Below are 21,291 nucleotides of genomic sequence, written 5' to 3'. Positions count from 1 at the left end.
TCGAAGACGAAAACGACCTTATAAAACGTATCCTTCTGATTCTTGAAGAAAACCAGGAAACCTTAGAAATTACCTGTAAACACGCCGAAGATTACCGGGCCTGTTTTTATGAGCTCATCAAAAAGGCTGCGGAAAAATACGGCGCCAAAACTGTAGTGCTGGTTGATGAATACGATAAACCTATCTTGGATAGGATAGATAGCATTGAAACCGCAGCACGCATTCGCGAAAAACTAAAAAATTTCTACTCCGTACTCAAAGACGCAGATCCTTATCTTAAATTCTGCTTCCTCACTGGCGTTACCAAATTTTCCAAGGTATCGATTTTTTCAGGTTTAAATAACCTGGAAGACATAACTATTTCGCCTGCTTACGCCACTATATGTGGCTACACCCAGGAAGAATTTGAAAACACCTTTGCCGATCGCCTTGAAGGGATTGATCTTTCTGAGGTGCGTCGCTGGTACAACGGCTACTCCTGGCTGGGGGAGCCTGTTTACAATCCCTTCGACATTCTGCTCTTTTTGCGAAGTTATGAGTTTCGGCCTTACTGGTTTGAAACCGGCACACCTACTTTCTTGATCAAGCTCCTTTTGGAAAGAAAATTTCTTGTTCCTGAACTTGAAGAAGTAGAGGTTGGGGAGGTTCTTCTGGAAAGCTTTGACATAGAAACCATCGAACTTGAGGCGGTGCTTTTTCAGACGGGTTATCTCACCATCAAAGAGCTAAAAAAACGAGGCCCCCGGAGGAGATATCTCCTTGGTTATCCCAATCTTGAAGTAAAGATGAGTTTTACCGATGCCATACTTAATTTTCTCTCAGAGAGATTGTCAGCCAAAGAGCGTTTGATAGACAGGCTTTACGATGCCCTTGAAGCGGAAGATTTTGGGGCTCTAAGAGATATCTTTCATGGTTTTTTTGCGTCGATTCCGCATGACTGGTATCGAAAGACGGAGCTTGCGGGATATGAAGGTTTTTACGCAAGCATTTTTTACTGCTATTTTGCGGCGCTTGGCCTGGACGTGCGGGTGGAAGAAGCTACGAACCAGGGCCGCCTTGATATGGCGGTGATATTTGAGGGCAGGTGCTATCTCTTTGAATTCAAAGTCGTGGATGATAAGCCTGAAGGTAAAGCACTTTTACAGCTAAAAGAGAAGCGCTACTTTGAGAAGTATCAGGGGAAGTGCGAGAAGATCTGGCTCATCGGGGTTGAGTTTAGCAAGCGTAAGCGGAACATTGTTTCTTTTGAGGTGGAAGAGGTTTCTTGAGATCGCTTTGTCGCCCCCCTTACAGGCTTCCTATTTTAGAGGCCTTTTTGTTGGCCGGTGGCAAAATGTATGAGGTAGATGCGAGCCACGTGTGAGCCTAGTTTTGCTCTGAGAGTAGCTATTAAGTCTTTTTTGATGAGGGCAAGCCCATCGGCGTTTTGGAAATCAAGCCAGTCTTTTTCGGCAAGGGTTGAGACTATTTCGTCACGCAAGAGATCATCATGGGTGCGCAGTTTTTTAGCAATTTTTTTGTCTTTTAATTCAATCACTAAGTCAAAAATTACAAAGGCTCCTCGCGGGGCCCCTTTTGGGGAAACAATTATCTTTTCAAGATAAATTTGATTGTCTTTAAGCTTGGCAAGGAGTAGTTGGTTTCTCTTTGGGATCGGCTTTTCTTTATTCTCAAAAGGAAGGGCCTTAAGCATCGAAGGAATTTCTTTTGTCTTTTTGGGCTCCAAAAAGAAATTTTTTACCTGCTTTCCAAAAACAAAAAGCCCACCAATTAAAAAAAGCACGATCAAAATTGCTATTAACGTGTAGTTTCTGTGCATTTTAACTATAAACGCCTAACATCATTAAGAATCCGTGGCCCGTCCGCTCACCCAAAGTCATTATCGGCTAAAAATGCCACCACTAATACAAGCTTTGACAATTTCAAAGCCGTTTTGGTTTGCATCTTCAAGAAACTTTCTTCCGTCTTCTATTCTTTCAAAGATTTCAGGAGGCCTTGTAGGAGGAATTCCAGCCTTTTTAAGTGAACTTAAGCACACCAGGGCCTTTCCCCCATCAAGGATGAATTGATGAAGGAGCCTAAAGAGCTCGGGCTCACAAACAATACACCTTTTAACCCCTTCGTCCATTACGAGAAGTAGTGTTTCGTCTTCTTTTACTAAAGACAGGGCCTTTTCGATGCCAGGGGCCCAGTCTTTTTCGTGGCAAATTACGACAATTTTAGGCATTTTTTTCGCTCCCAAAGGGGTACTTGGTCCATCTCGCAAAATGACCAAGGCTTAATTGCCTTAGGAGATGATCTGCAAGCACCAAGCGCACCATAGCCTGGCAAACAGGAACTATTCTCGGAATAGCAGAGGCATCATGCCTTCCGCCAACCTTTATCTTTCGAGGTTTCATGTTTATGTCTATTGTTTCTTGCTCTTTGCTAATGCTTGGTATCGGTTTTACCGCCACACGGGCAATTATTTCATCTCCATTAGAGATGCCGGCCAAAATTCCCCCTGCATTGTTAGTCTTAAACCCCTTTGGGGTTAGTTCGTCGTTATTTTCTGAGCCAAGCATCTCTGCTGCACCAAATCCTGCGCCAATCTCAACCCCTTTGACCGCACCTATGCTCATAAGCGCCTTGGCAAGATCTGCATCTAACTTGTCAAATACAGGCTCACCAAGGCCGGCGGGGACACCTCTGGCCACGATTTCAACGATTCCTCCCACGGAGTCTCCCATAGCACGCACTTCCTTTATCCTCTCTTCCATCTTTTCGACCATATCCTGGTCAGGGCAAAAAAATCTATTTTGATACACAAAAGAAAGGTCTTTGCGCTTGGCTTTTACGCCCCCAAGGGCAAGGGTGTAGGCGATGACTTCGATACCGAATTCTTGAAGAAGCCTTTTGGCCACCGCTCCTGCTGCCACCCGGGCGGCAGTTTCACGTCCGCTTGACCTTCCGCCTCCACGCCAATCCCTTAAGCCGTACTTCCAGAAATAAGTGGCATCCCCATGGCCAGGGCGGAAAAGATCTTTTATTTCTTCGTAAGCTCCGGGCCTTGCGTCTTCGTTATAGATGACAAGCGCGATGGGGCACCCTGTGGTTTTCCCTTCAAAGACCCCTGAAAGAATATGCACTTTGTCTTTTTCCTTGCGAGGGGTTTCTGCCAGAGACTTCCCCGGCCTTCTGCGATCTAATTCTTCCTGGATATAGGCTTCATCAAGGGAAAGCCCTGGAGGGCAGCCGTCGATCACTGCCCCTAAGGCCGGGCCGTGTGACTCCCCAAAGGTTGTTACTCGAAAAATTTGGCCGAAGGTATTGCCAGGCATGTTTTGCTCCTTGTTGACTTTTTGGTCTTCCATTTTAACCTAATTCCTCTCGAAAAAGAAAAGGAGGCCCTTATGCCTATTTATGAATTTGTTTGCGAGGATTGTCAGCACGAGTTTGAAGTTCTTCTGAAGAGCCGTGAGGAGATAGACTCTGTTCGTTGCCAAAAGTGCGAAAGTCCTCGCGTAAAGCGCCTTATGAGTGTTACCGGTGCGGTAATAACTGGTTCGGGAAGTTCCTCAAAGCCAAGTCTTTCCACCCAAAAATGTGATACAGGTACTTGTGCACATCTTAACCTTCCTGGCTATACTAAATAACCATGCAAGCTATCTGGCAGGGACTTACAGAAATATTTGGCGAAATAGAAGCTGCCTTTAACGAGACCAAAAGGCTTTATCCTAAAGAAGTGCGCTGTAAACCCCGGTGTGATGACTGCTGTCATGCTCTTTTCGATTTATCCCTGGCAGAAGCAGCTCTTATTTACCGGGACTTTTTAAGAAGCCCGCGTAAGATTCGGCGTGATATTCTGAGGCGGGTTGAAAAGTACGAAAGGCAGTGGCAACGTAAAAAGCCTTCGGTGCTTACGCCCTTTGTGATTTCCGCCATTAAAATTCGCTGCCCGCTCCTTAACGATAAACGCCTGTGTGATCTTTATGAGGCGCGTCCTGCGACCTGCCGTTTATATGGTATCCCGGTCCAGATTGCCGGAGAAACATTCGTGTGTGGCTACTCTGGCTTTGAACCCGGGAAAACTTATCCCACGGTGTTTTTCGAGAAAGTCTTGGAAAGACTTAGCGCTTTATCTGAGAAAATGGCTCCCGAAGGGGGAAAGGTAAGGGTCCCCCTTCCAGCGGCTTTACGAGGTCGTTTCCCCGGAGCCCAGTTTGTCACTAAGTGAAGCCAAAGCCTCTTCCACTAATTTAGCTTGGTCGCGGGCCCCAAGGCCTTTATAAATTTTTAAGGCGATTTCGTAAGCCTCACGTGCCGCGTCTATCTCTCCGCCAAGTTTTTTGACGTCTCCGATCCCTGCCATCATGCGCGCGGCCCGGTGAGCATCGCTATATTTTTCAGCAATTTCAAGGCAGCGGTAAAGATAGGGCAGGGCCTTTTGGGCTTCGCCCATCTTTTGGTAAACAAAAATGATTTTTTCTGCGATCAGAGCCGCGCTTATTTCGTCTTCAAATTCTTCGCAAATATCTAAGGCCATTTTGTAAGGCTTAAGGGCTTCTTCAAATCTTTCACGGAAAAACTTTATGTCGCCAACAACCTCTGCGGCGTTAACAGCCTCCCGGTAAAGTTTTTTATCGAGGAAAATTTTTAGGGCCTCTTCAGCCCTTTCAAGGGCATCAAGGCTTCTGCCTTGGCCCCACATAACTTTGGCTTCCTCAAGCCATTTGCGCGCTTTGGTTTCATCATCAAGTTCTTCCTCAGGGACCTGGGCCTTGTTGTGAAGTTCTTTTAATTTTTCTTGAATTTTTTCTTCGTCCATTAATTCTCCTTTTCTATTTTTTCGATGGCTTCTTTTGCTAAATCTGCGATTGTTCTCCTTTCAAAGATTTGCTTTTCCGGATTAAATATTTCCACTTCCGTGTCGTCATTTGTTAGTTTTTTAAGTTCTTTAAGTGCTTCTAGTATTTTGCTAGAAGCGCAGGCAAGGGTGGCAAGGGCCCTTGTTTCAGGGGTGGCATCTTTCAAGAGTTCTACCAGCACAAAAACCCTTTCACCACGTATAAGGGAGGGTTTTTTTTCTCCGATGCGGTAAAGCGCCCAAAGGGCTGCGGGCCTAAATTCCGGATATTTTAAAAAGGCAAAGAGATTTTTCACGAAAAGACCGAATCTTTCTGGCTCACGCCTGATGATTTCGCCAACAGTTTCAAGGGCTCCCCAGGCAGAGGCTGCCGAGTCGGCACTTGAGTAAATAAGCCGCTTGATTAAATCTGCCACGATATCCGGGCGGCTTTTTAAAACAGCCTGGGCTGCTTCACCGAGGGTAAGGATGGCCTTCCAGCGCAAAAGGGGATCCGCACTATAAAGAACTTTGCGCAAGGTGCTTAAATTTACCGGCAAAAAGCGGCAGTGAAAGACAACTTCTTGAGACTTGTCTTTGCGCAAAAGTTCTTCTATTTCCTGACGCCTCAAGCGTTTGGGTTTAAAACCCTCTGGGGGTGTTTCTGTTTTACGCTTTTCTTGTTTGAGCTTGGCTATTTTTTCAGCTGAAAGCTCTCTTATTTCGTCAACTAAGCGTAGGAAATATAAAACCCCTCTTACACTTACGCGATCAGAAGGGTCTCCAAAGACCTGGTGGCTTTTCTGGTCGTAATGTTCAAGCACGTATTCCTGGTAGTCTTCTTCAGGGGAAAGTTCCCAGGCAAGGTCCCAGTTGCCACCACAGGCTAGGAGTAAGGCCTCCACAAAGGCAGCACCCTGGTTGTGACCGGTTACATCGCTTACATAGACCGCCCCGCAATCGCAAAAACCCGCGTCAAAATCTGAATATTGAAACCCCAGGTTTTGTGGTGGGGCAATTGGCCGACCACAAAACGGGCAAAGTGCAGGCTTAGCTTTAAGCATTTTCCGCTTCCGTAATCATTTTTTCTAAGCTTTCTTGTACGGGATAGCCCAATTCTTTTGCTTTCTCAAGAGCTTTGCGTGCTTCTTTTATTTTACCAAGATGATAATATGTTACGGCAAGGTTATTGTAGGCCATAGAAAAATTAGGGTCACTCTTGATGGCTTTTTCGCAGCACGAAGCCGCGTCTTCGTAGTTTTCCTGGGCTATGTAAACGGTCGACAAGTTTACGAGCACCGGCGGCCAATCTGGCCGTACTTCAAGGGCTTTTTGATAATATTTCTGGGCTTCTTCCAGGTTGTCTAAATGGAAATTTACCAGGCCTAAATTAACCAAGGCTTCGGGGGAGCTGGGATAGGCCTTAAGGGCTGCTTCGAATTGTTTTTTGGCTTCCTCAAGTTGCCCTACCTGAGCAAGAAGTGTCCCGAAGTTAATTCTTGCTTCAAAGTTTGGTGGATCAAGTTCAAGGAGATAGTTGAAGGCTTTCAGGGCATCTTCGGTTTTTCCTGCCTGCCAGTAGGCAATTGCCAGACGGTGCCAGGCAAAAATAGACTTGGGATTTTCTTTGGCTTCTTTTTCTAAAATGGCAAGTTTTTCTTGGTCTATCATTTTCACCTCCCGTAAGTGAAGCTAAAATCTAGCATCCCTTGCCTTCTTCGCAAGAAAAACTTATCAAACTAAAATGGAGCTATGAAAAAAATAATATCGATTCTAACAGTTTTGCTTTTTTGCCTGTATCTTTTCGCCTGGTATCATGAACTTACCCTTCCTGCAGCTGAGGGTGAGGCCTCCCCAAAAATTGTTTTTATTAAGCCTGGGACCCCCTTTAAAGAAGTAGCAAAACTTCTGAAGGAAAAAGGCATTATTCGTAGTGAACTTGGTTTTACCTTTGAGGCCTATCGCCTGGGAGTAGTTCATCAGCTCAAGGCCGGGGAATACGAACTTGATCCCCGGGATCCTCCTGCGCGCATTTTGCGTATTCTGGCCAAAGGGCGGGTGGTGACCCATTACGTGACTATCCCAGAGGGCTATAACATCTATGAAATTGCCCGTCTGCTTGATAAAGCGGGACTTTGCAAACGTGATGATTTTTTGCAAGTGGTGAAAGACCCTTCTTTTTTGAAGGAGTTTAATCTTCCCGGGCCTACGGCAGAGGGTTTTCTTTTTCCTGACACTTATGCTTTTTCCAAGGGCATGAGCCCGCGCCTTATAGCCGCTACCATGGTCATCCGTTTCTGGAAAATATGGAACAAAGAATTTGCCAAGCGCGCTCAGGAGATAGGGGTTTCGGTGAAGACGGCGATAACCCTTGCCTCTATTGTGGAAAAAGAAGCTATCATTCCCAGGGAAAGGCCCATTATTGCCAGTGTTTTCTGGAACCGCCTAAAAAGGGGGATGAAACTTCAGGCTGATCCCACGGTGCGTTATGCTACCAAGCGTTTTTATTATCGTTTGCGTTACCGGGATTTGCGTTCTCGCAATCCTTACAACACTTATGTCTATCCAGGTCTTCCTCCAGGCCCTATCTGTAATCCTGGCAAAGATTCCATAAGAGCGGTGCTATGGCCTGCTAAGACTGATTATCTTTATTTTGTGTCCAAAGGGGACGGCACGCATTATTTTTCACGCACCTTAAGGGAACACGAACGCGCGGTTGATATTTACCAGCGCGGCATTTTGCCTGAGAAGACTACGTCTTCAAAGGATGACTCTAAAAATGAGGGAAACAAGGAGTAAGTTATGGGTAAAATAACAGTGGATCCAAAAGTGAGATTCGGTAAGCCTTGTATAAAGGGAACAAGAATTACAGTACAAGAAGTTCTGGAGCTAATTAATCAAGGAATTTCCTTTCAGGAAATAATTGAAGAATATTACCCTGATCTTACTGAAGAGGATATTAAAGCTTGTATTGAATATGCTATAAAAATTATTTCTGAAGAAGAAGTCCATTTGGAAGCAATTTAAATGAAGTTTTTACTTGATCAAAATATTTACCATAAAACCGAAATATTTTTAAAAAATTTAGGGTATGATGTCTTAACGCTTAGAGAATTAGGTCTTCATAAGGCAGCAGATGAAGAACTAATTTTATATGTAAGAAAATTAAATAGAATCTTGATTACAAGAGATAAAGATTTTGGCCATTTAGTTTTTGTAAAAGATATGAAAGCAGGAGTTATCCTTTTGAAATTGAATCCTGGCAATTTAGAAAGAGTTCATCATATATTGAATAAAGTACTCAAAACTCAAAAAGAACGATTAAATTCTGCCTTTGTAGTTGTCTCTTCATCTGGTTATCGCATAAGGTGGCTTAGATAAGGAGGGGTATATGGCTGATAAAGAAAAGTCTCCCGAAAAAAAGAAGAGAGAAATACCCAGGGAGATAATCGAGCGGGTAAAAAAACTTCGCGAAGAAATAGAATATCACAACTACCGATATTACGTGCTTGACTCTCCTGTTATCTCAGACGCTGAATACGACGCGCTAATGCGCGAGTTAAAAGAACTTGAGGCCAAGTATCCTGAGCTCATAACCCCTGATTCTCCCACCCAGCGTGTGGGATACCCTCCGGCCAAAGAGTTTCGACAGGTGCCTCATGCCGAGCCCATGCTCTCCCTTGATGACGCCATGACAGAAGAAGAAGTAATCGAGTTTGACAGGCGCATTAAGCGCCTGCTTAATCTCCCAGAGAACACCAAGATTGAATATACCGTGGAACCAAAGCTTGATGGTCTTGCCGTTGAGCTTGTTTATGAAAACGGGGTCTTTACCGTGGGTTCAACCCGCGGAGACGGCTATGTTGGCGAAGACGTAACCAACAACTTGAAGACCATTAAGTCCATCCCTTTGCGCCTAAGGCCCCTTACCGAAGATGCTCCCCCTGCCCCCAAACGCCTTGATGCCCGCGGTGAAGTATTCATGGAAAAAGAAAAATTCCACCAGCTTAACGAAGAACGCTTGAAGCGCGGGGAAACACCTTTTGCCAACCCTAGAAACGCTGCGGCAGGTTCCTTGCGCCAGCTTGACCCCAATATCACCGCCCAGAGGCCCCTAGATATCTTTTTTTACGGGGTAGGGAAGGTAGAAGGCTATGAGTTTAAAACCCAATGGGAAATACTTACTACCCTCCCAAAATGGGGCTTAAAAACCAACCCCCTTTGCCGTTTGGTAAAGGGGATCGAAGAGGCCATTTCCTATCATCACGAGATGGAAAGAAAAAGGGATAGCCTTCCCTATGAGATAGACGGCGTGGTTATCAAGGTGAACGATCTTTCCCTCTGGGAAAAACTTGGTACCAAGGCCAGGAGTCCGCGCTACGCCCTGGCTTACAAATTCGAACCAACCCAGGTGACCACCAAAGTGCTTGACATTGTGCTTCAGGTGGGCCGCACAGGCGCAGTTACCCCGGTGGCCATCCTTAAGCCGGTAAAAGTAGGTGGGGTGATTGTCTCTCGTGCTACCCTTCACAATGAAGATGAAGTCCGCCGCAAGGATATTCGCATAGGTGACTGGGTGCTGGTGCAAAGGGCAGGGGACGTCATCCCCGAAGTAGTTATGCCCATTAAGGAACGCCGCACCGGCCAGGAAAAGCCCTTTGTTATGCCTAAGAAATGTCCGGTTTGCGGAAGTGAACTGGTTCGCAAACCAGGAGAAGCAGTCTGGCGTTGCCCGAACAAAAACTGCTATGCCCAGCTTGTGCGGCATCTTCAGCATTTTGCCAGTCGCAACGCCATGGATATCGAAGGCCTTGGCGAACAGGTGGCCAAAGCCCTGGTAGACATGGGGCTTGTGCGCGACGTGGGTGACCTTTATTACCTGACCGTGGAAGACCTTTTGCAGCTGCCGGGATTTGCCCTGAAAAAGGCCCAGAACCTTTATAATGCGATTCAAAAGAGCAAAAAGACTACTCTTGCCCGATTCCTCTACGCCCTGGGAATCAGGCATGTTGGTGAAGTGGTGGCACAGATCCTTGCTGAGCATTTCAAAAGCCTGGACAAGCTTATGAATGCCTCTATGGCGGATCTTATGGCCATTCCCGGTATAGGGCCTGAGGTTGCGCGAAGCATTGTGGAGTTTTTCCGCAACCCGCGCAATCGGGAGATAATAGAAAAGCTTCTTAAGGCAGGTATTGAATTCGAAGACTTAAAAGAAGAGGCCAAAGAAGAAAAGCCCCTTAAAGGTAAGACCTTTGTTTTTACCGGTGCTTTAAAGAGCATGACCCGGGATCAGGCCAAGAAAAAAGTCCAGGCACTGGGGGGGCGTGTGGCTTCTGATGTTTCGCGAAACGTGGACTATGTGGTGGTAGGTGAAAAACCTGGCTCCAAGTTTGAACGCGCCAAGCGCCTTGGGCTAAAAATTATAAACGAAGAAGAATTCCTGAAAATGATTGGTGAAAAGTGATGAAAGGCCCGGGATGCCCCGGGCCTTCTCTTTAGCTTCCGTAGAAAAAGATTGGTTCTACCAGCTTGACACCGCCCTGGTGGATCACTTCAAGGGCCTTTTCAAACAGGGTATCAGGCACTTTGAAAATAAGAATGGCTGAGTCTTTCCCCCCTACAAAGGCGTAAGTGTAGTCGATGTTTATGTCAGCCTCGGTAAGAATTTTTACCACCTGGTAAAAACCTCCGGGTTTGTCAGGTACCTCTACGGCAAAAACGTCTTGTTCTTTAACGGTGAAGCCTCCAGCAGAAAGAACACTGCGGGCCTTTTCAGGGTTGTCCACCACCAGACGCAGGATGCCGAACTCGGCACTTTCTGCAAGGGCAAGGGCCCTGATGTTTACGTTTGCCTCTGCAAGAACCTGGGTTACTTCTTTTAAACGTCCTTTGCGGTTTTCAAGAAAAATAGAAATTTGCTTGATGGCATATTTGGCGCGCATTTTTGGCCTCCTTTAGGCTATGTCTTTGAGTTCTCGCCGGTCAACCACACGTTTGGCCTTACCCATGGAGCGTTCAAGGGTTTTGGGTTCCACCAGTTTTACTCTGGCACGCAAGAAAAGGGCGTTGGCCAGTTCTTCTTCCAGCTTGCGCTTTAGATTTTCAAGAGAGCCGATATCTCCAGTAAATACCCTTTCGTCAACCTCTACCCACACTTCGAGTACGTCAAGAACGCCGCGTTTGTCAACCACAATTACATAGTTCGGGGTAAGGCCCTCTACCTGGGTGAGCACGTGTTCTACCTGAGACGGAAACACGTTTACCCCTGAGACAATAAGCATATCGTCGGTGCGGCCCAAGATGCGTCCCATGCGGATAGCCGTGCGTCCACATTTGCACGGGGCCTTATAAAGGGTGGCGATGTCTTTGGTACGGTAGCGAATAATGGGGAGCCCTTGCTTGGTGATTGTGGTGAAAACAAGCTCACCTTCTTCGCCCTCAGGAAGCACTTCTCCTGTTTCAGGGTCAATGATTTCCGGGATAAAGTGGTCTTCAAAGATGTGAAGGGCTCCTTCCGCACAGCTTGCTGCCACCCCTGGGCCTATGATTTCGGAAAGCCCATAACATTCAAAGTATTTAATCCCCCAGGCATCTGCCACTGCTTGGCGGAGCCCTTCAGATGCGGGCTCAGCCCCAAAAAAACCTGCGCGCAAAAGGAAATCTTTCTGGGGGTTAAAGCCTTCTTCCTGGGCTACTTCAGCTAGATGAAGCGCATAAGAGGGGGTGCAACAAAGAATCGTGGCCCCGAAGTCTTTCATGAGCATGAGTTGCCGCTTGGTAAAGCCAACGCTTGAAGGAACTACCGCTGCACCCACTGCTTCGGCACCGTAATGGAACCCGAGCCCACCGGTGAAAAGCCCGTAACCGTAAGCGTTGTGGACTACGTCTCCTGGGCCAACATCTGCCATTTTGTAGGTTCGATACATGACCTCCGTCCACACATGCAAGTCGTGTTCGGTGTAACCAACAACCGTTGGTTTGCCCGTGGTTCCGGAGGAAGAATGGATGCGGATTATCTGATCAAGTGGAACTGCGAAAAGTCCAAATGGGTAATGGTCGCGAAGATCCTGTTTAACTGTGAAGGGAAGATGCTTTAAGTCGGCAAGGCTCTTTATGTGTTTGGGTTTTAGGCCGATTTCGTCGAACTTTTTCCGGTAAAAAGGAACCAAATGATACACCCTTTCAACGGTTTCCTTGAGTCTTTTAAGCTGGATTGCTTCGATTTCTTCCCTTGGTAAATAGTCTTTTTTATGCCAATCCATAGCCCCTCCTTTTCGTCTTTTAAATGGCCATAGCTTAAATTTTCGTTAAAAACAAGCCTTAATCTTCAAGGGTAGATGTATCTCCCTCAGGGAGCCCCAGTTCACGGGCGCGTAAGAGCCGTCTCATGATTTTCCCACTGCGAGTTTTGGGGAGCTTATCTACAAATTCGACCTCAGAGGGAGTTGCGATGGGCCCGAGTTCTTTGCGCACGTGCTGGATTATGCTTTTGCGAAGCCCTTCGGTTACTTTTTTACCCTCCCGCAACACCACGAAAACTTTTATGCGCTCACCTTTCACCTCGTCAGGCAGCCCGATGGCAGCAGCCTCAGCAATAGCAGGGTGGCTCACCAGTGCTGATTCAAGGTCTGCGGTGCCTATTCGATGGCCAGCGACGTTTAAGACGTCGTCAGCGCGCCCTAAAACAGCGAAATACCCTTCGTCGTCGCATACGGCAATGTCTCCTGTTTTGTAACAACCTGGAATCTCATTCCAGTAGGATTCATAGCGTGTTGGGTCATTGTAGATGGTACGCATCATATAGGGCAAAGGTTGACGCAGGACCAGATAGCCGCCCCTGCCAGCAGGGATGGATTTCCCTTCGGCATCTACAATATCTGCCACAACTCCTGGGAGAGGCTTTCCTGCAAAGCCAGGTTTTGAAGGCATGGTGGGCATAGTGCCAAGCACCGGCCCCGCTACTTCGGTTTGCCAGAAATTATCAATGCAATAGCCCTTGTTTTCAAGGATGACATGCTGGGCAAATTGCCAGGCTTCGGGATTAAGGGGCTCTCCGGCACAAGCCAGGATACGCAATGTTGAACGGTCAAATTTTTTAATATGCTCTTCCCCAAAGCGCATGAACATGCGAAGCGCTGTGGGGGCGGTAAACATCACTGATACGCCGTATTTTTGAACCATTTCCCAGACAATTCCTGGATGAGGGTAGTCCGGGGCTCCTTCCCTTATGAGCACCGTTGCTCCCGCACAAAGAGGGCCATAGACAATAAAAGAATGTCCTACAATCCAGCCTATGTCAGAGGTTGACCAATAAACATCTTGGTCTTTTATGTCAAAAAAAGCCCTTGTTAAGTAATAAGTGCCAACCATATAGCCCCCGTGCACGTGGACTACACCTTTGGGCTTTCCGGTGGTGCCTGAGGTATAGAGGATGAAGAGTGGGTCTTCGGCGTCCATGATTTCTGGTTTAAAGCGGTGGGAATGAGCACGTAAAAGTTCCCAAAAATCAACTTCCCATTCCTCAAGCTCAATAGGGGGCTTGGTGCGCCGATGCACCACTACTTTTTCTACACAATCAACGCCATCAAGGGCTTCGTCCACTACGGCTTTGAGACGGACAACTTTTCCGCGCCTGAAAGTTACGTCTGAACAAATGACAACCTTGGCCTCACAGTCTTCAATGCGCGAACGAAGCGCCCCTGCACCCATCCCCGCATAAACCACTGAGTGGATAGCACCAATGCGGGCGCAGGCAAGCATGGCTATAATGCCTTCAATGGTAAGGGGCATATAAATCACCACGCGATCGCCCTTGGAAACGCCAAGGGACTTTAACCCGTTGGCAAATTGATTTACACGGTCGCGTAACTGACCATAAGTGCCAACTTGCTCTTCACCTTCTTCTGAAAGCCAGATCACGGCCACTTTGTTTCTGCGCCAGGAATCTGCGTGGCGGTCAAGGGCATTCAAAGTGATGTTTGTTTTTCCCCCAATAAACCAGCGATGATAAGGGAGCTTAAGCTCGCGCACCTTTTGCCAGGGCTCAGTCCAGGTGAGCTCACGTGCAATTTGCCCCCAAAAACCTTCAGGATCACGGATGGAATAGGCATAAACAGACTCATAATCCTTGATGTAAGCGCTACTTACAACTTCTTTCGGGGGGTAGAATTTTTTTTCGCTTTTTAAGAGGTGTTCAATCTGGGTTTCAAAGTTGTGGGAGTTTGCCATACGTCCTCCTTCATGCTCGGCTATGTTTAAGCTATAATCCTTACGAATTTTTAAAAGGCGGTTTTAATGCAAAAAATATATTTTGGCACCCAAATATTTACCTGGCCGTGCTATATATTGCCGCACCTTTCAGGTAAAAAGCGTCATCTTCTAGAGAAAAGACTCTTTCCGCCGAAAATAAGCGTCCCAAAACCGGTTATCTGGATTCATACCTTATCAGTAGGGGAGGTGCAAGCATCGCTTCCCTTACTCAAGGCCTTAAAGAAAAACTATCCCGGTTATTTTTTAGTTTTTACCGTGGCAACTGCCCAGGGCCTTGAACAGGCAAGGCTTAAGGCGGAAGAATATGCGGATTTAATTTGGCCAGGGCCAATTGATTTGTATCCGGTGATTACTCGTTACGTGAAAGGCTTTAATCCCCGGGCTTTTATACTGGTAGAATCAGACGTATGGCCGGGGGTGCTTTCCTTGCTAAAGAAAAAGGGTGTTCCGCTTATTTTTGCTAATGCAGCAATTTCTAAAAAGTCGTTTGAAAAATTCAAGAAATATTCCTTTTTGCGAAAATTCTTCTTCGGAAATTTCGACGTCATTGGGACAGCAACCCTGGGTGATTTTGAAAGATTTAAAAAACTTTTACCCACTAAAAAAATATTTTTCCCAGGTAATCTTAAATTTGAAATTGAATTGCCACCTACTGACAAAATAGAAAAAATAATCTCTCAACTTTCTCCTTTTTTAAAAAGGCCTGTAATTGTTTGCGGCTCCACCCATCCTGGTGAGGAAGAAATTTTGTTTGAGGCGTTCAGGCTTTTTGGCCAGGGAAGCCTTGTTATTGCACCACGCAAAACAGAAAGGGCCCAAGAGGTTCTTTTGTTGGCGCAAAAAAAGGGGTTTGATGTTGCGCTGCGGAGCAAACCTTCTCATGCTCAGGTTATGGTAGTTGATACTCTTGGAGAACTTTTGGCTCTATACGCCCTGGCTGATATTGCTTTTGTAGGTGGAACTTTGGTTCCGGTGGGGGGGCACAATATCTTTGAGCCGGTGCTTCACAGTATTCCGGTGAGTTTTGGTCCGTATGTAGAAAGCATCTCAGACCTTGCCTCTTTGATGATCGAAGAAGGAGTGGGGTTTTGTGCTTCAGATGCCCCAGCCTTGGTAGCCCTCTGGCAGCAAATGCTTGCCCGGAATGATACTTTATCTTCCCGGGTTTCAAATTTTTGTAAAAAATTTTCCGGAATCTCGGAAAAGTATCTTGAAATTTTAGCTACCTTTTTATAAAACTTCTGAAGACTTAAATTGAGACTTTGCAAAATACGTTGGTTCCGTTCCTTAAGGGGATCCGTTCCCTTTTTTTTCGGAACGAAAAATAGGAACGGATCCTGAACGGGCCTAGAAAAAATGTTTTGCAAAGGCTTCTTGTAACATTTTTCAAAAAGGCGTATTAATCTTGACAAGATAGCTAGAGATGTTATAGCTATTGAATCTAAATAGAAAACAAGTTGGTTCCCCTGTGGGGTTACCCCTCATCTCCACCCTCAGACGACCAGATACCCACCTCCATCCCTCTTTACCCCACAGGGGGCCTTTCTTTTCTTGACTCCCGCTCATATAGCTTTAACTTTTATGGCGAATTAAAAACCGGGTGAGACTTATGGCTAAGGATTATTACAAAATCTTGGGGGTTCCTCGTAACGCTACTCAGGAAGAGATAAAAAAGGCCTATCGAAGGCTTGCGCTCAAATACCATCCAGACCGTAACAAAGGAAACAAAGAAGCAGAAGAGCGCTTTAAAGAGATAAACGAGGCCTACGCAGTCCTTTCAGATCCAGAAAAAAGGCGCCAATACGATAGCTTTGGTTCTACGGAATTTCACAGGCGTTATTCCCAGGAAGATATTTTTCGTGATTTTGATTTTGAGTCTATTTTCAGGGATTTGGGTATTGGCTTTGAGTTTGGCAAAATTTTCGGCTTTGGAACAGGCCACTCAAGAAGAAGTGGTGCTTTTCATTTTGATTTAGCTGATCTTTTCAGTCAGGTCTTTGGCACTTCTCCTGAGGCAGATTGGCAGGAGAGAACTCAAACACGCGCGAGAACCTCTTACCGTGATTTTGATACCAGTGGCAATGTTGTCCTTGAGCTTCCGGTAACTTTAGAAGAAGTAGCAAAGGGAGCAGAAAAAGTGATATCTATCGCGCCCACGGGGAAGGCCGAACGTATCAAAGTAAAAATTCCACCTGGCATCGAAGACGGCCAAAAGCTTCGCATTCCTGCTCAGGGTGCCTATGGTGCCACTGGTAAACGGGGCGATCTTTATCTAAAAGTAAAAATTGAAGAACATCCTGTTTTTGAAAGAAAAGGTGCGGATATTTTTTGCGATCACGAGATATCTTTTACAGAGGCTGTCTTTGGAACCACGATAGAAGTACCCACCCTTTATGGTAAAAAAGTGCGTGTAAAAGTCCCTCCGGGGACCAAAAGCGGAGCCAAGCTTCGTTTGAAGGGGCTTGGTCTCCCCAAAAAAAGCGGGCTTAAGGGCGATCAATACGTAAACGTTCAGATAAAAGTACCTAAAAAACTTACCAAGGAACAGGAAGATTTGCTCAAAAAACTTGCCAGGGCAGGGCTTTAAACTGCGGTTTGATTTACTACGAGAAGTAGCCAAAGATTTGAGATACCTGCTTGCCCGCGGCTATCATAAAGAGCCTGCTATAAATTTTCTTTCTAATCGCTGGCAGTTAAGCTCTTTAGAACGCGAGATTTTAAAAAGGGCTATCTTTTCAGAAAAAGAAGCCAAAACGCGCAGGGAAAAAAGACTTAAGCCTCACCTTTTGCGCGGCAAAATCCTTTATGTAGATGGCTTTAACTGTTTAACCACGATACGTTCAGCGCTTAAGGGAGATCCGGTTTTTCTGGCGGATGATGGTTTCTTGCGTGATGCCGGATGTGTGGCACGTAAATTTTCTCTTACTGAGCCAGAAGATACCGGCCTTGAAATCATGATAAGTGCCCTTAAAAACCTCCCCACAAAAGAAGTTGTTATTTTTCTTGATAAGCCTGTTTCTAAAAGCGGAGAACTTGCAAGTACGTTACGTGAACTTTTAGCTGAGGCGGGACTTAAGGGCAGAGTTGAGCTTGTTCCTTCCTCTGACAGAGCCTTAGAGGGGCTTTGCCCTGTGGCTTCAAGTGATACGGTGGTGCTTGATAGGGCAGGGGCTGCTTTTGACCTCGCCGCCCATGCCCTTAAGTCTTGCGGTTTTTCTTTTTCTTCCCTAGCCAGCCACCACGGAACCGAGTTTGAAGATGGGGAGATAAAGGGAAACAATGATACCACCGATGACCCCGCCTAAAAATACGATCATCACGGGTTCTATCATCTGGGCCAGGGCGTCAACGGTGTTATCCACTTCTTCTTCAAAGAAGTCGGCCACTTTGTCAAGCATGGTTTCAAGGGTTCCGCTTGATTCTCCCACTGAGACCATCTGGATGACCATGTAGGGGAAGATCCCACTTTTAGCCAAAGGGTCGGCAATGGGGTTTCCTTCCTGTACTCCCTGGCGGACTTTGTTAATCGCTCGTTCTACTACGACGTTTCCTGCGGTTTTGGCGGCAATGGTCAAGGCGTCGATAATGGATACTCCGCTTGAGATAAGGGTGCTAAGGGTGCGTGAGAACCTTGCCACTGCAACTTTGCGTAGGAGTTCTCCGAAAAGGGGCATCTTTAGAAAAAGCGCATCAAGATGTAACCGCCCTTTTTCGGTTTGGTAGTATCTTTTGAGCAAAAAACTACCGATGATAAGCCCACCAATAAAAAAAGGAAAATACTGTTTAGTTAAGTGGCTGGCTTCAATGACAATCTGGGTAGGTAAGGGGAGCGCTTGCCCCATTTCGCCAAACATTTTCTGAAAAGTGGGTACCACGAAAATCATGATAATACTTAGAACCACGGTAGTGACGAAGAGCACAATGGCCGGATAAATCATGGCCTTTTTGACTTTGGCTTTAAGGGCCATAGCCTTTTCCATGTAAGTTGCCAGACGTTTTAGAGCGTGATCCAGGTTTCCGCTGGCCTCGCCAGCATCCACCATGTGGTAATAAAACTTGTCGAAAATTTTGGGATAGCGGTTAAGGGCCTCGGCAAAGGGTGTTCCTTCTTCTACGGCTTGTTTTATTTTGAAAATGACTTCTTTGAAATAGGCATTTTTTTGCTGGTTAGCCAAAGAATCAAGGGCCTGCACCAAAGGCAGCCCTGCCTCTAACATGGCTGCAAGTTGCCTGGTAAAAACTACTACTTCCCTTTGCTTTACCTTCTTTGGGGTGCTCAGGCGTGCTAAAAGTCCTGTCCCTTTAGCTTTTACCTTGATAGGGGTGATTTTTTGGCGCCTCAGTTTTATTTTAACGATGCGCTCGTCAGGGGCCTCAAGGGTCCCTTTTACGGTTTCTCCGGAAGGATTGCGACCAACCCACTCAAATACGGGCATAACACTTCCCCTTCTGTTTTTTTAATCTTTTTCGGCAAAACAGAAGGGGAAGTTAATTTTAGCGGCCAATCCAATAATTCGGGGCTTCTTTGGTGATAATTACGTCGTGAACGTGGCTTTCGCGAAGGCCTGCCGGGGTAATACGCACAAAACGAGCTTTGGTGCGCAATTCCTGGATGTTTTTGCACCCACAGTAGCCCATGCCAGAACGAAGTCCGCCCATGAGCTGATAAACCATGCCCGAGACCGGCCCACGATAGGGGACCCTGCCTTCAACTCCCTCTGGGACAAATTTGGCTGGAGAGTCAGCCTTCTGGAAATAGCGTTCGCCGCCGCCTTTCATCATGGCTCCGAGAGACCCCATGCCCCGGTAAACTTTATAGGTACGCCCTTCGTAGAGAATCATTTCGCCAGGGGCCTCGTCTGTGCCAGCAAAAAGCGAACCAATCATTACGGCATGGGCTCCGGCCCCAATGGCCTTGGTGATGTCACCTGAGAATTTGATGCCACCATCGGCTATGACCGGAATGTCGTACTTGTTAGCCACCGTGGCACTGTTGTGGATAGCAGAAAGCTGAGGGACACCAACGCCAGCTACAATGCGCGTAGTACAAATAGAGCCAGGGCCAACGCCTACTTTGATGCCGTCTGCCCCTGCCTTGATAAGGGCCTCAGCACCTTCAGCTGTGGCAATGTTTCCGGCAATGAGGTTGCATTCAGGGAAATGGGCTTTGATATCTTTTATCGCCTCGATAACGTTTTTTGAGTGGCCATGGGCAGAGTCTATGACAATCACATCGCACCCTACTTTGAGCAGGGCTTCCACATGTTGCAGGCGTTCCGGGCCAACCCCAACCGCAGCCCCTACGCGTAAACGGCCAAGTTCATCCTTGCAGGCATTGGGATATTTGCGCAGTTTTTCAATGTCTTTGATGGTGATGAGACCTTTTAAACAGAAATTTTCATCAACAATAAGAAGCTTTTCGATACGGTGCTGGTGAAGAATTTTTTTGGCCTCTTCAAGGGTGATGCCTGGGTCTGCGGTGATGAGATTTTCCGTGGTCATGACTTCTTTGACCGGGCGGTCAAGCTCAGTTTCAAAGCGAAGGTCGCGGTTTGTTACAATGCCTAAAAGCTTTTTCTCAGGGCCTTCAACCACCGGGACTCCAGAAATGCGATAATCCTCCATGATGCGTAGTACTTCGCGAATTGGCACTTCAGGGCCAATGGTTACCGGATCGATGATCATGCCGTACTCAGACTTTTTGACTTTCTCAACCTCGCGGCATTGTTCTTCAATGGACATGTTTCTGTGAATAATGCCAATGCCGCCTTCGCGCGCCATGCTTATGGCCATGCGAGCCTCGGTAACCGTATCCATGGCCGCCGAAAGAAGCGGAATATTTAGTTCGATGTTTTTGGTTATCCTGGTGCGCAGGTCCACATCCTTTGGCAAAACATGGGACTCTGCCGGCTGAAGCAATAAATCATCAAAGGTATAAGCCTCCTCAATAGGAAGATTAAGCATTTTGATCCACCTCTTTTTTAGTTATTTTCGGAAATATTTGAGTCTTTTTCGTAAAGATGCAAGAGGAGCCCTTCAAGAATACCTGTTTCGCTCACGCGAAAGTATTCAAGGCCTAAGGCTTCGGCAATTCCCAAAAATATTAAAGCCCCGGGCAGAATAATATCTTCACGGCCTTCTTCCATGCCTTTAAGTCTCAGTCGTTCCTGAGGCGAAAGCTTTGAAAGTTTGTCAATAAGTTGCCTGAGTTTGGAGACTTTTAATTTATGGCCGTGGGTTTTTTCTGGCAGATAATATTCCAGGCGAAGATCAAGGGCTGCAAGGCATGATGCCGTTCCCCCGGTGGCAATAGCTTCTTTGGGGGCATACTCTAAGTTCTTAATAGGGCTTAAGCTTTGGTCTATAACTTCTTTGGCAGTTTCAATTTCTTTTAGGGTGGGGATTTCGTCAACAGGAAAACACTTTTCTTTTAAGGTTACCGCACCAAGTGAAAGACTCCCCCAAGCATGAACTTTACTATCATTGCAAAGGACGTATTCGGTGCTTCCGCCACCAACGTCTATTATTAGACAGGGAAAGGCCTTTTTTTGCAAAAGGCAAAGCACACCCTTGGCGGTAAAAAAGGCTTCTTCTTCTGGGGAAAGGACTTTGATTTCTATACCGAGTTCGGTTTTAGCCTTTTCGATAAACTGAGCTGCGTTTTTAGCACGACGAAAGGCCTCAGTTCCCGCGGCAAAAACGTCTTCTGTCTCCGCTTGGGTTAGCAGGCCCTTGATTTCCTTAAGGGCCAAGAGGCCTCTTTTCATGGCTTCGTTTGATATTTCCCCGGTCTTAGAGAGACCGTCTCCCAGGCGCACGTTAAAACGTTTGCGCAATATGGGCCTAAAGGTGGGGTTATTTTTCCCTATTAACAAACGAAAGGTCTGGGTGCCCAGGTCAAGGCTCGCCTTGGCCGGGGTATTTAGTCTTTCTTTTAAGTCTTTCCCTGGCTTGAAAATAATGCGTTTGCGTGGGGGGAGGATCTGTTCCTTGCCAGTTTTAGGATTTTTGAAACGACGGGCTTTTTGTTCTCTTACCAAAAACCTTCCAAAGCCACGAATTTCAATCCTTTCTCCTTGTTTTAAGGCTGTTTTTAGGCGCTCAAAAAGAAGATCTAAAACGATTTCAAGGTCTTTGCGCCTGAAATCCGGAAACTTGCGCCATAGTTTGGTAACAAGATCGTTTTTGTTCATAGC

At 46.4% G+C, this 21,291-nt stretch carries 22 protein-coding genes; 10 read left to right on the top strand and 12 right to left on the bottom strand.

The annotated features are described in order from the left end of the window. The coding region (locus H528_RS12875; RefSeq protein ID WP_022853372.1) for an AAA family ATPase at positions 1–1,268 on the top strand (1,268 nt) is incomplete at its 5' end. 35 nt (positions 1,269–1,303) lie between these two features. Here H528_RS12875 and H528_RS0105680 read toward each other — a convergent pair. Genes H528_RS0105680 through aroC form a run of 3 tightly spaced genes read right to left on the bottom strand, consistent with a single transcriptional unit; the run spans position 1,304 to position 3,320 of the window. Beyond that, positions 1,304–1,819, bottom strand: a complete 516-nt coding sequence (locus H528_RS0105680; RefSeq protein ID WP_022853371.1) for a flagellar basal body-associated FliL family protein — start codon at positions 1,817–1,819, stop codon at positions 1,304–1,306. A 60-nt stretch (positions 1,820–1,879) separates the two neighbouring features. Continuing rightward, positions 1,880–2,227 (bottom strand): hypothetical protein, encoded by a 348-nt coding sequence (locus H528_RS0105675; protein ID WP_022853370.1) that lies wholly within the window; start codon positions 2,225–2,227, stop codon positions 1,880–1,882. Further along, the gene (gene aroC / locus H528_RS0105670) at positions 2,220–3,320 is read right to left on the bottom strand and encodes a chorismate synthase (RefSeq protein WP_022853369.1); all 1,101 of its coding nucleotides are present in this window, start codon (positions 3,318–3,320) and stop codon (positions 2,220–2,222) included. The genes H528_RS0105675 and aroC overlap by 8 nt, the downstream gene beginning before the upstream one ends. A 72-nt stretch (positions 3,321–3,392) precedes the next feature. Here aroC and H528_RS0105665 point away from each other — a divergent pair, with 72 nt between their 5' ends. After that, complete coding sequence (locus H528_RS0105665; protein ID WP_028845805.1) at positions 3,393–3,635, top strand: FmdB family zinc ribbon protein; 243 nt, start codon at positions 3,393–3,395, stop codon at positions 3,633–3,635. Positions 3,636–3,637: 2 nt separating this feature from the next. Further along, the gene (locus H528_RS12870; RefSeq protein WP_022853367.1) at positions 3,638–4,216 is read left to right on the top strand and encodes a YkgJ family cysteine cluster protein; all 579 of its coding nucleotides are present in this window, start codon (positions 3,638–3,640) and stop codon (positions 4,214–4,216) included. Here H528_RS12870 and H528_RS0105655 read toward each other — a convergent pair. The 3 genes from H528_RS0105655 to H528_RS0105645 are packed head-to-tail and all read right to left on the bottom strand — an operon-like array spanning position 4,175 to position 6,496. Further along, positions 4,175–4,807 (bottom strand): tetratricopeptide repeat protein, encoded by a 633-nt coding sequence (locus tag H528_RS0105655; RefSeq protein WP_022853366.1) that lies wholly within the window; start codon positions 4,805–4,807, stop codon positions 4,175–4,177. The genes H528_RS12870 and H528_RS0105655 overlap by 42 nt on opposite strands. After that, a complete protein-coding gene (locus tag H528_RS12865; RefSeq protein WP_022853365.1) occupies positions 4,807–5,889 on the bottom strand; it encodes a DVU0298 family protein in 1,083 nt (360 codons plus the stop codon). The genes H528_RS0105655 and H528_RS12865 overlap by 1 nt, the downstream gene beginning before the upstream one ends. Then, entirely contained in the window at positions 5,882–6,496 is a 615-nt protein-coding gene (locus tag H528_RS0105645) for a tetratricopeptide repeat protein (protein ID WP_022853364.1), read from the bottom strand. Before H528_RS0105645 ends, H528_RS12865 begins: the two co-directional genes overlap by 8 nt. 81 nt (positions 6,497–6,577) lie before the next feature. On the opposite strand from H528_RS0105645, the gene mltG reads away from it, so the two are divergent. From mltG to ligA, 4 genes are read left to right on the top strand one after another with little or no spacing between them, the layout of a single operon-like run. Next, a complete protein-coding gene (mltG, locus tag H528_RS12860; protein WP_022853363.1) occupies positions 6,578–7,624 on the top strand; it encodes an endolytic transglycosylase MltG in 1,047 nt (348 codons plus the stop codon). A 3-nt stretch (positions 7,625–7,627) separates the two neighbouring features. Further along, on the top strand, positions 7,628–7,852 hold the full coding sequence (locus tag H528_RS0105635; RefSeq protein ID WP_022853362.1) for a DUF433 domain-containing protein: 225 nt from the start codon (positions 7,628–7,630) through the stop codon (positions 7,850–7,852). Then, positions 7,853–8,206 (top strand): DUF5615 family PIN-like protein, encoded by a 354-nt coding sequence (locus H528_RS0105630; RefSeq protein ID WP_022853361.1) that lies wholly within the window; start codon positions 7,853–7,855, stop codon positions 8,204–8,206. It abuts the gene before it with no gap. A gap of 10 nt (positions 8,207–8,216) precedes the next feature. Continuing rightward, positions 8,217–10,289 (top strand): NAD-dependent DNA ligase LigA, encoded by a 2,073-nt coding sequence (ligA, locus tag H528_RS0105625; RefSeq protein ID WP_022853360.1) that lies wholly within the window; start codon positions 8,217–8,219, stop codon positions 10,287–10,289. 31 nt (positions 10,290–10,320) lie between these two features. Here the strand turns inward: ligA and H528_RS0105620 are convergent, their stop codons facing one another. From H528_RS0105620 to acs, 3 genes are read right to left on the bottom strand one after another with little or no spacing between them, the layout of a single operon-like run. After that, a complete protein-coding gene (locus H528_RS0105620) occupies positions 10,321–10,767 on the bottom strand; it encodes an ACT domain-containing protein (RefSeq protein WP_022853359.1) in 447 nt (148 codons plus the stop codon). 12 nt (positions 10,768–10,779) lie between these two features. Next, the gene (locus H528_RS0105615; protein WP_022853358.1) at positions 10,780–12,087 is read right to left on the bottom strand and encodes a phenylacetate--CoA ligase family protein; all 1,308 of its coding nucleotides are present in this window, start codon (positions 12,085–12,087) and stop codon (positions 10,780–10,782) included. Positions 12,088–12,145: 58 nt separating this feature from the next. Beyond that, positions 12,146–14,053: an acetate--CoA ligase gene (gene acs, locus H528_RS0105610; RefSeq protein ID WP_022853357.1), complete on the bottom strand. Its 1,908-nt coding sequence runs from the start codon at positions 14,051–14,053 to the stop codon at positions 12,146–12,148. A 66-nt stretch (positions 14,054–14,119) separates the two neighbouring features. Here acs and H528_RS0105605 point away from each other — a divergent pair, with 66 nt between their 5' ends. The 3 genes from H528_RS0105605 to H528_RS12855 all read left to right on the top strand — a co-directional run bounded on the left by H528_RS0105605 (position 14,120) and on the right by H528_RS12855 (position 17,400). Further along, positions 14,120–15,331, top strand: a complete 1,212-nt coding sequence (locus H528_RS0105605) for a 3-deoxy-D-manno-octulosonic acid transferase (RefSeq protein ID WP_022853356.1) — start codon at positions 14,120–14,122, stop codon at positions 15,329–15,331. Positions 15,332–15,704: 373 nt separating this feature from the next. Beyond that, positions 15,705–16,682 (top strand): DnaJ C-terminal domain-containing protein, encoded by a 978-nt coding sequence (locus H528_RS14770; RefSeq protein WP_022853355.1) that lies wholly within the window; start codon positions 15,705–15,707, stop codon positions 16,680–16,682. Further along, complete coding sequence (locus H528_RS12855; protein ID WP_022853354.1) at positions 16,663–17,400, top strand: DUF434 domain-containing protein; 738 nt, start codon at positions 16,663–16,665, stop codon at positions 17,398–17,400. The genes H528_RS14770 and H528_RS12855 overlap by 20 nt, the downstream gene beginning before the upstream one ends. Here the strand turns inward: H528_RS12855 and H528_RS0105590 are convergent. Genes H528_RS0105590 through H528_RS0105580 form a run of 3 tightly spaced genes read right to left on the bottom strand, consistent with a single transcriptional unit; the run spans position 17,323 to position 21,288 of the window. Further along, the gene (locus H528_RS0105590) at positions 17,323–18,531 is read right to left on the bottom strand and encodes a type II secretion system F family protein (protein ID WP_022853353.1); all 1,209 of its coding nucleotides are present in this window, start codon (positions 18,529–18,531) and stop codon (positions 17,323–17,325) included. The two genes, H528_RS12855 and H528_RS0105590, sit on opposite strands and share 78 nt — an antisense overlap. Before the next feature lie 58 nt (positions 18,532–18,589). After that, entirely contained in the window at positions 18,590–20,059 is a 1,470-nt protein-coding gene (guaB, locus tag H528_RS0105585) for an IMP dehydrogenase (protein WP_022853352.1), read from the bottom strand. 17 nt (positions 20,060–20,076) lie between these two features. Next, entirely contained in the window at positions 20,077–21,288 is a 1,212-nt protein-coding gene (locus H528_RS0105580) for a Ppx/GppA phosphatase family protein (protein WP_022853351.1), read from the bottom strand. Positions 21,289–21,291 lie beyond the last annotated feature (3 nt).

Source organism: Thermodesulfatator atlanticus DSM 21156 (genome assembly GCF_000421585.1).
GTDB lineage: Bacteria > Desulfobacterota > Thermodesulfobacteria > Thermodesulfobacteriales > Thermodesulfatatoraceae > Thermodesulfatator > Thermodesulfatator atlanticus.
This window is presented reverse-complemented; position numbering and strand designations above follow the sequence as displayed.

Coding starts and splice junctions, on each gene's coding strand:
- H528_RS0105680 (WP_022853371.1), bottom strand. CDS start 1,819: ATGCACAGAAACTACACGTTAATAGCAATTTTGATCGTGCTTTTTTTA.
- H528_RS0105675 (WP_022853370.1), bottom strand. CDS start 2,227: ATGCCTAAAATTGTCGTAATTTGCCACGAAAAAGACTGGGCCCCTGGC.
- aroC (WP_022853369.1), bottom strand. CDS start 3,320: ATGCCTGGCAATACCTTCGGCCAAATTTTTCGAGTAACAACCTTTGGG.
- H528_RS0105665 (WP_028845805.1), top strand. CDS start 3,393: ATGCCTATTTATGAATTTGTTTGCGAGGATTGTCAGCACGAGTTTGAA.
- H528_RS12870 (WP_022853367.1), top strand. CDS start 3,638: ATGCAAGCTATCTGGCAGGGACTTACAGAAATATTTGGCGAAATAGAA.
- H528_RS0105655 (WP_022853366.1), bottom strand. CDS start 4,807: ATGGACGAAGAAAAAATTCAAGAAAAATTAAAAGAACTTCACAACAAG.
- H528_RS12865 (WP_022853365.1), bottom strand. CDS start 5,889: ATGCTTAAAGCTAAGCCTGCACTTTGCCCGTTTTGTGGTCGGCCAATT.
- H528_RS0105645 (WP_022853364.1), bottom strand. CDS start 6,496: ATGATAGACCAAGAAAAACTTGCCATTTTAGAAAAAGAAGCCAAAGAA.
- mltG (WP_022853363.1), top strand. CDS start 6,578: ATGAAAAAAATAATATCGATTCTAACAGTTTTGCTTTTTTGCCTGTAT.
- H528_RS0105635 (WP_022853362.1), top strand. CDS start 7,628: ATGGGTAAAATAACAGTGGATCCAAAAGTGAGATTCGGTAAGCCTTGT.
- H528_RS0105630 (WP_022853361.1), top strand. CDS start 7,853: ATGAAGTTTTTACTTGATCAAAATATTTACCATAAAACCGAAATATTT.
- ligA (WP_022853360.1), top strand. CDS start 8,217: ATGGCTGATAAAGAAAAGTCTCCCGAAAAAAAGAAGAGAGAAATACCC.
- H528_RS0105620 (WP_022853359.1), bottom strand. CDS start 10,767: ATGCGCGCCAAATATGCCATCAAGCAAATTTCTATTTTTCTTGAAAAC.
- H528_RS0105615 (WP_022853358.1), bottom strand. CDS start 12,087: ATGGATTGGCATAAAAAAGACTATTTACCAAGGGAAGAAATCGAAGCA.
- acs (WP_022853357.1), bottom strand. CDS start 14,053: ATGGCAAACTCCCACAACTTTGAAACCCAGATTGAACACCTCTTAAAA.
- H528_RS0105605 (WP_022853356.1), top strand. CDS start 14,120: ATGCAAAAAATATATTTTGGCACCCAAATATTTACCTGGCCGTGCTAT.
- H528_RS14770 (WP_022853355.1), top strand. CDS start 15,705: ATGGCTAAGGATTATTACAAAATCTTGGGGGTTCCTCGTAACGCTACT.
- H528_RS0105590 (WP_022853353.1), bottom strand. CDS start 18,531: ATGCCCGTATTTGAGTGGGTTGGTCGCAATCCTTCCGGAGAAACCGTA.
- guaB (WP_022853352.1), bottom strand. CDS start 20,059: ATGCTTAATCTTCCTATTGAGGAGGCTTATACCTTTGATGATTTATTG.
- H528_RS0105580 (WP_022853351.1), bottom strand. CDS start 21,288: ATGAACAAAAACGATCTTGTTACCAAACTATGGCGCAAGTTTCCGGAT.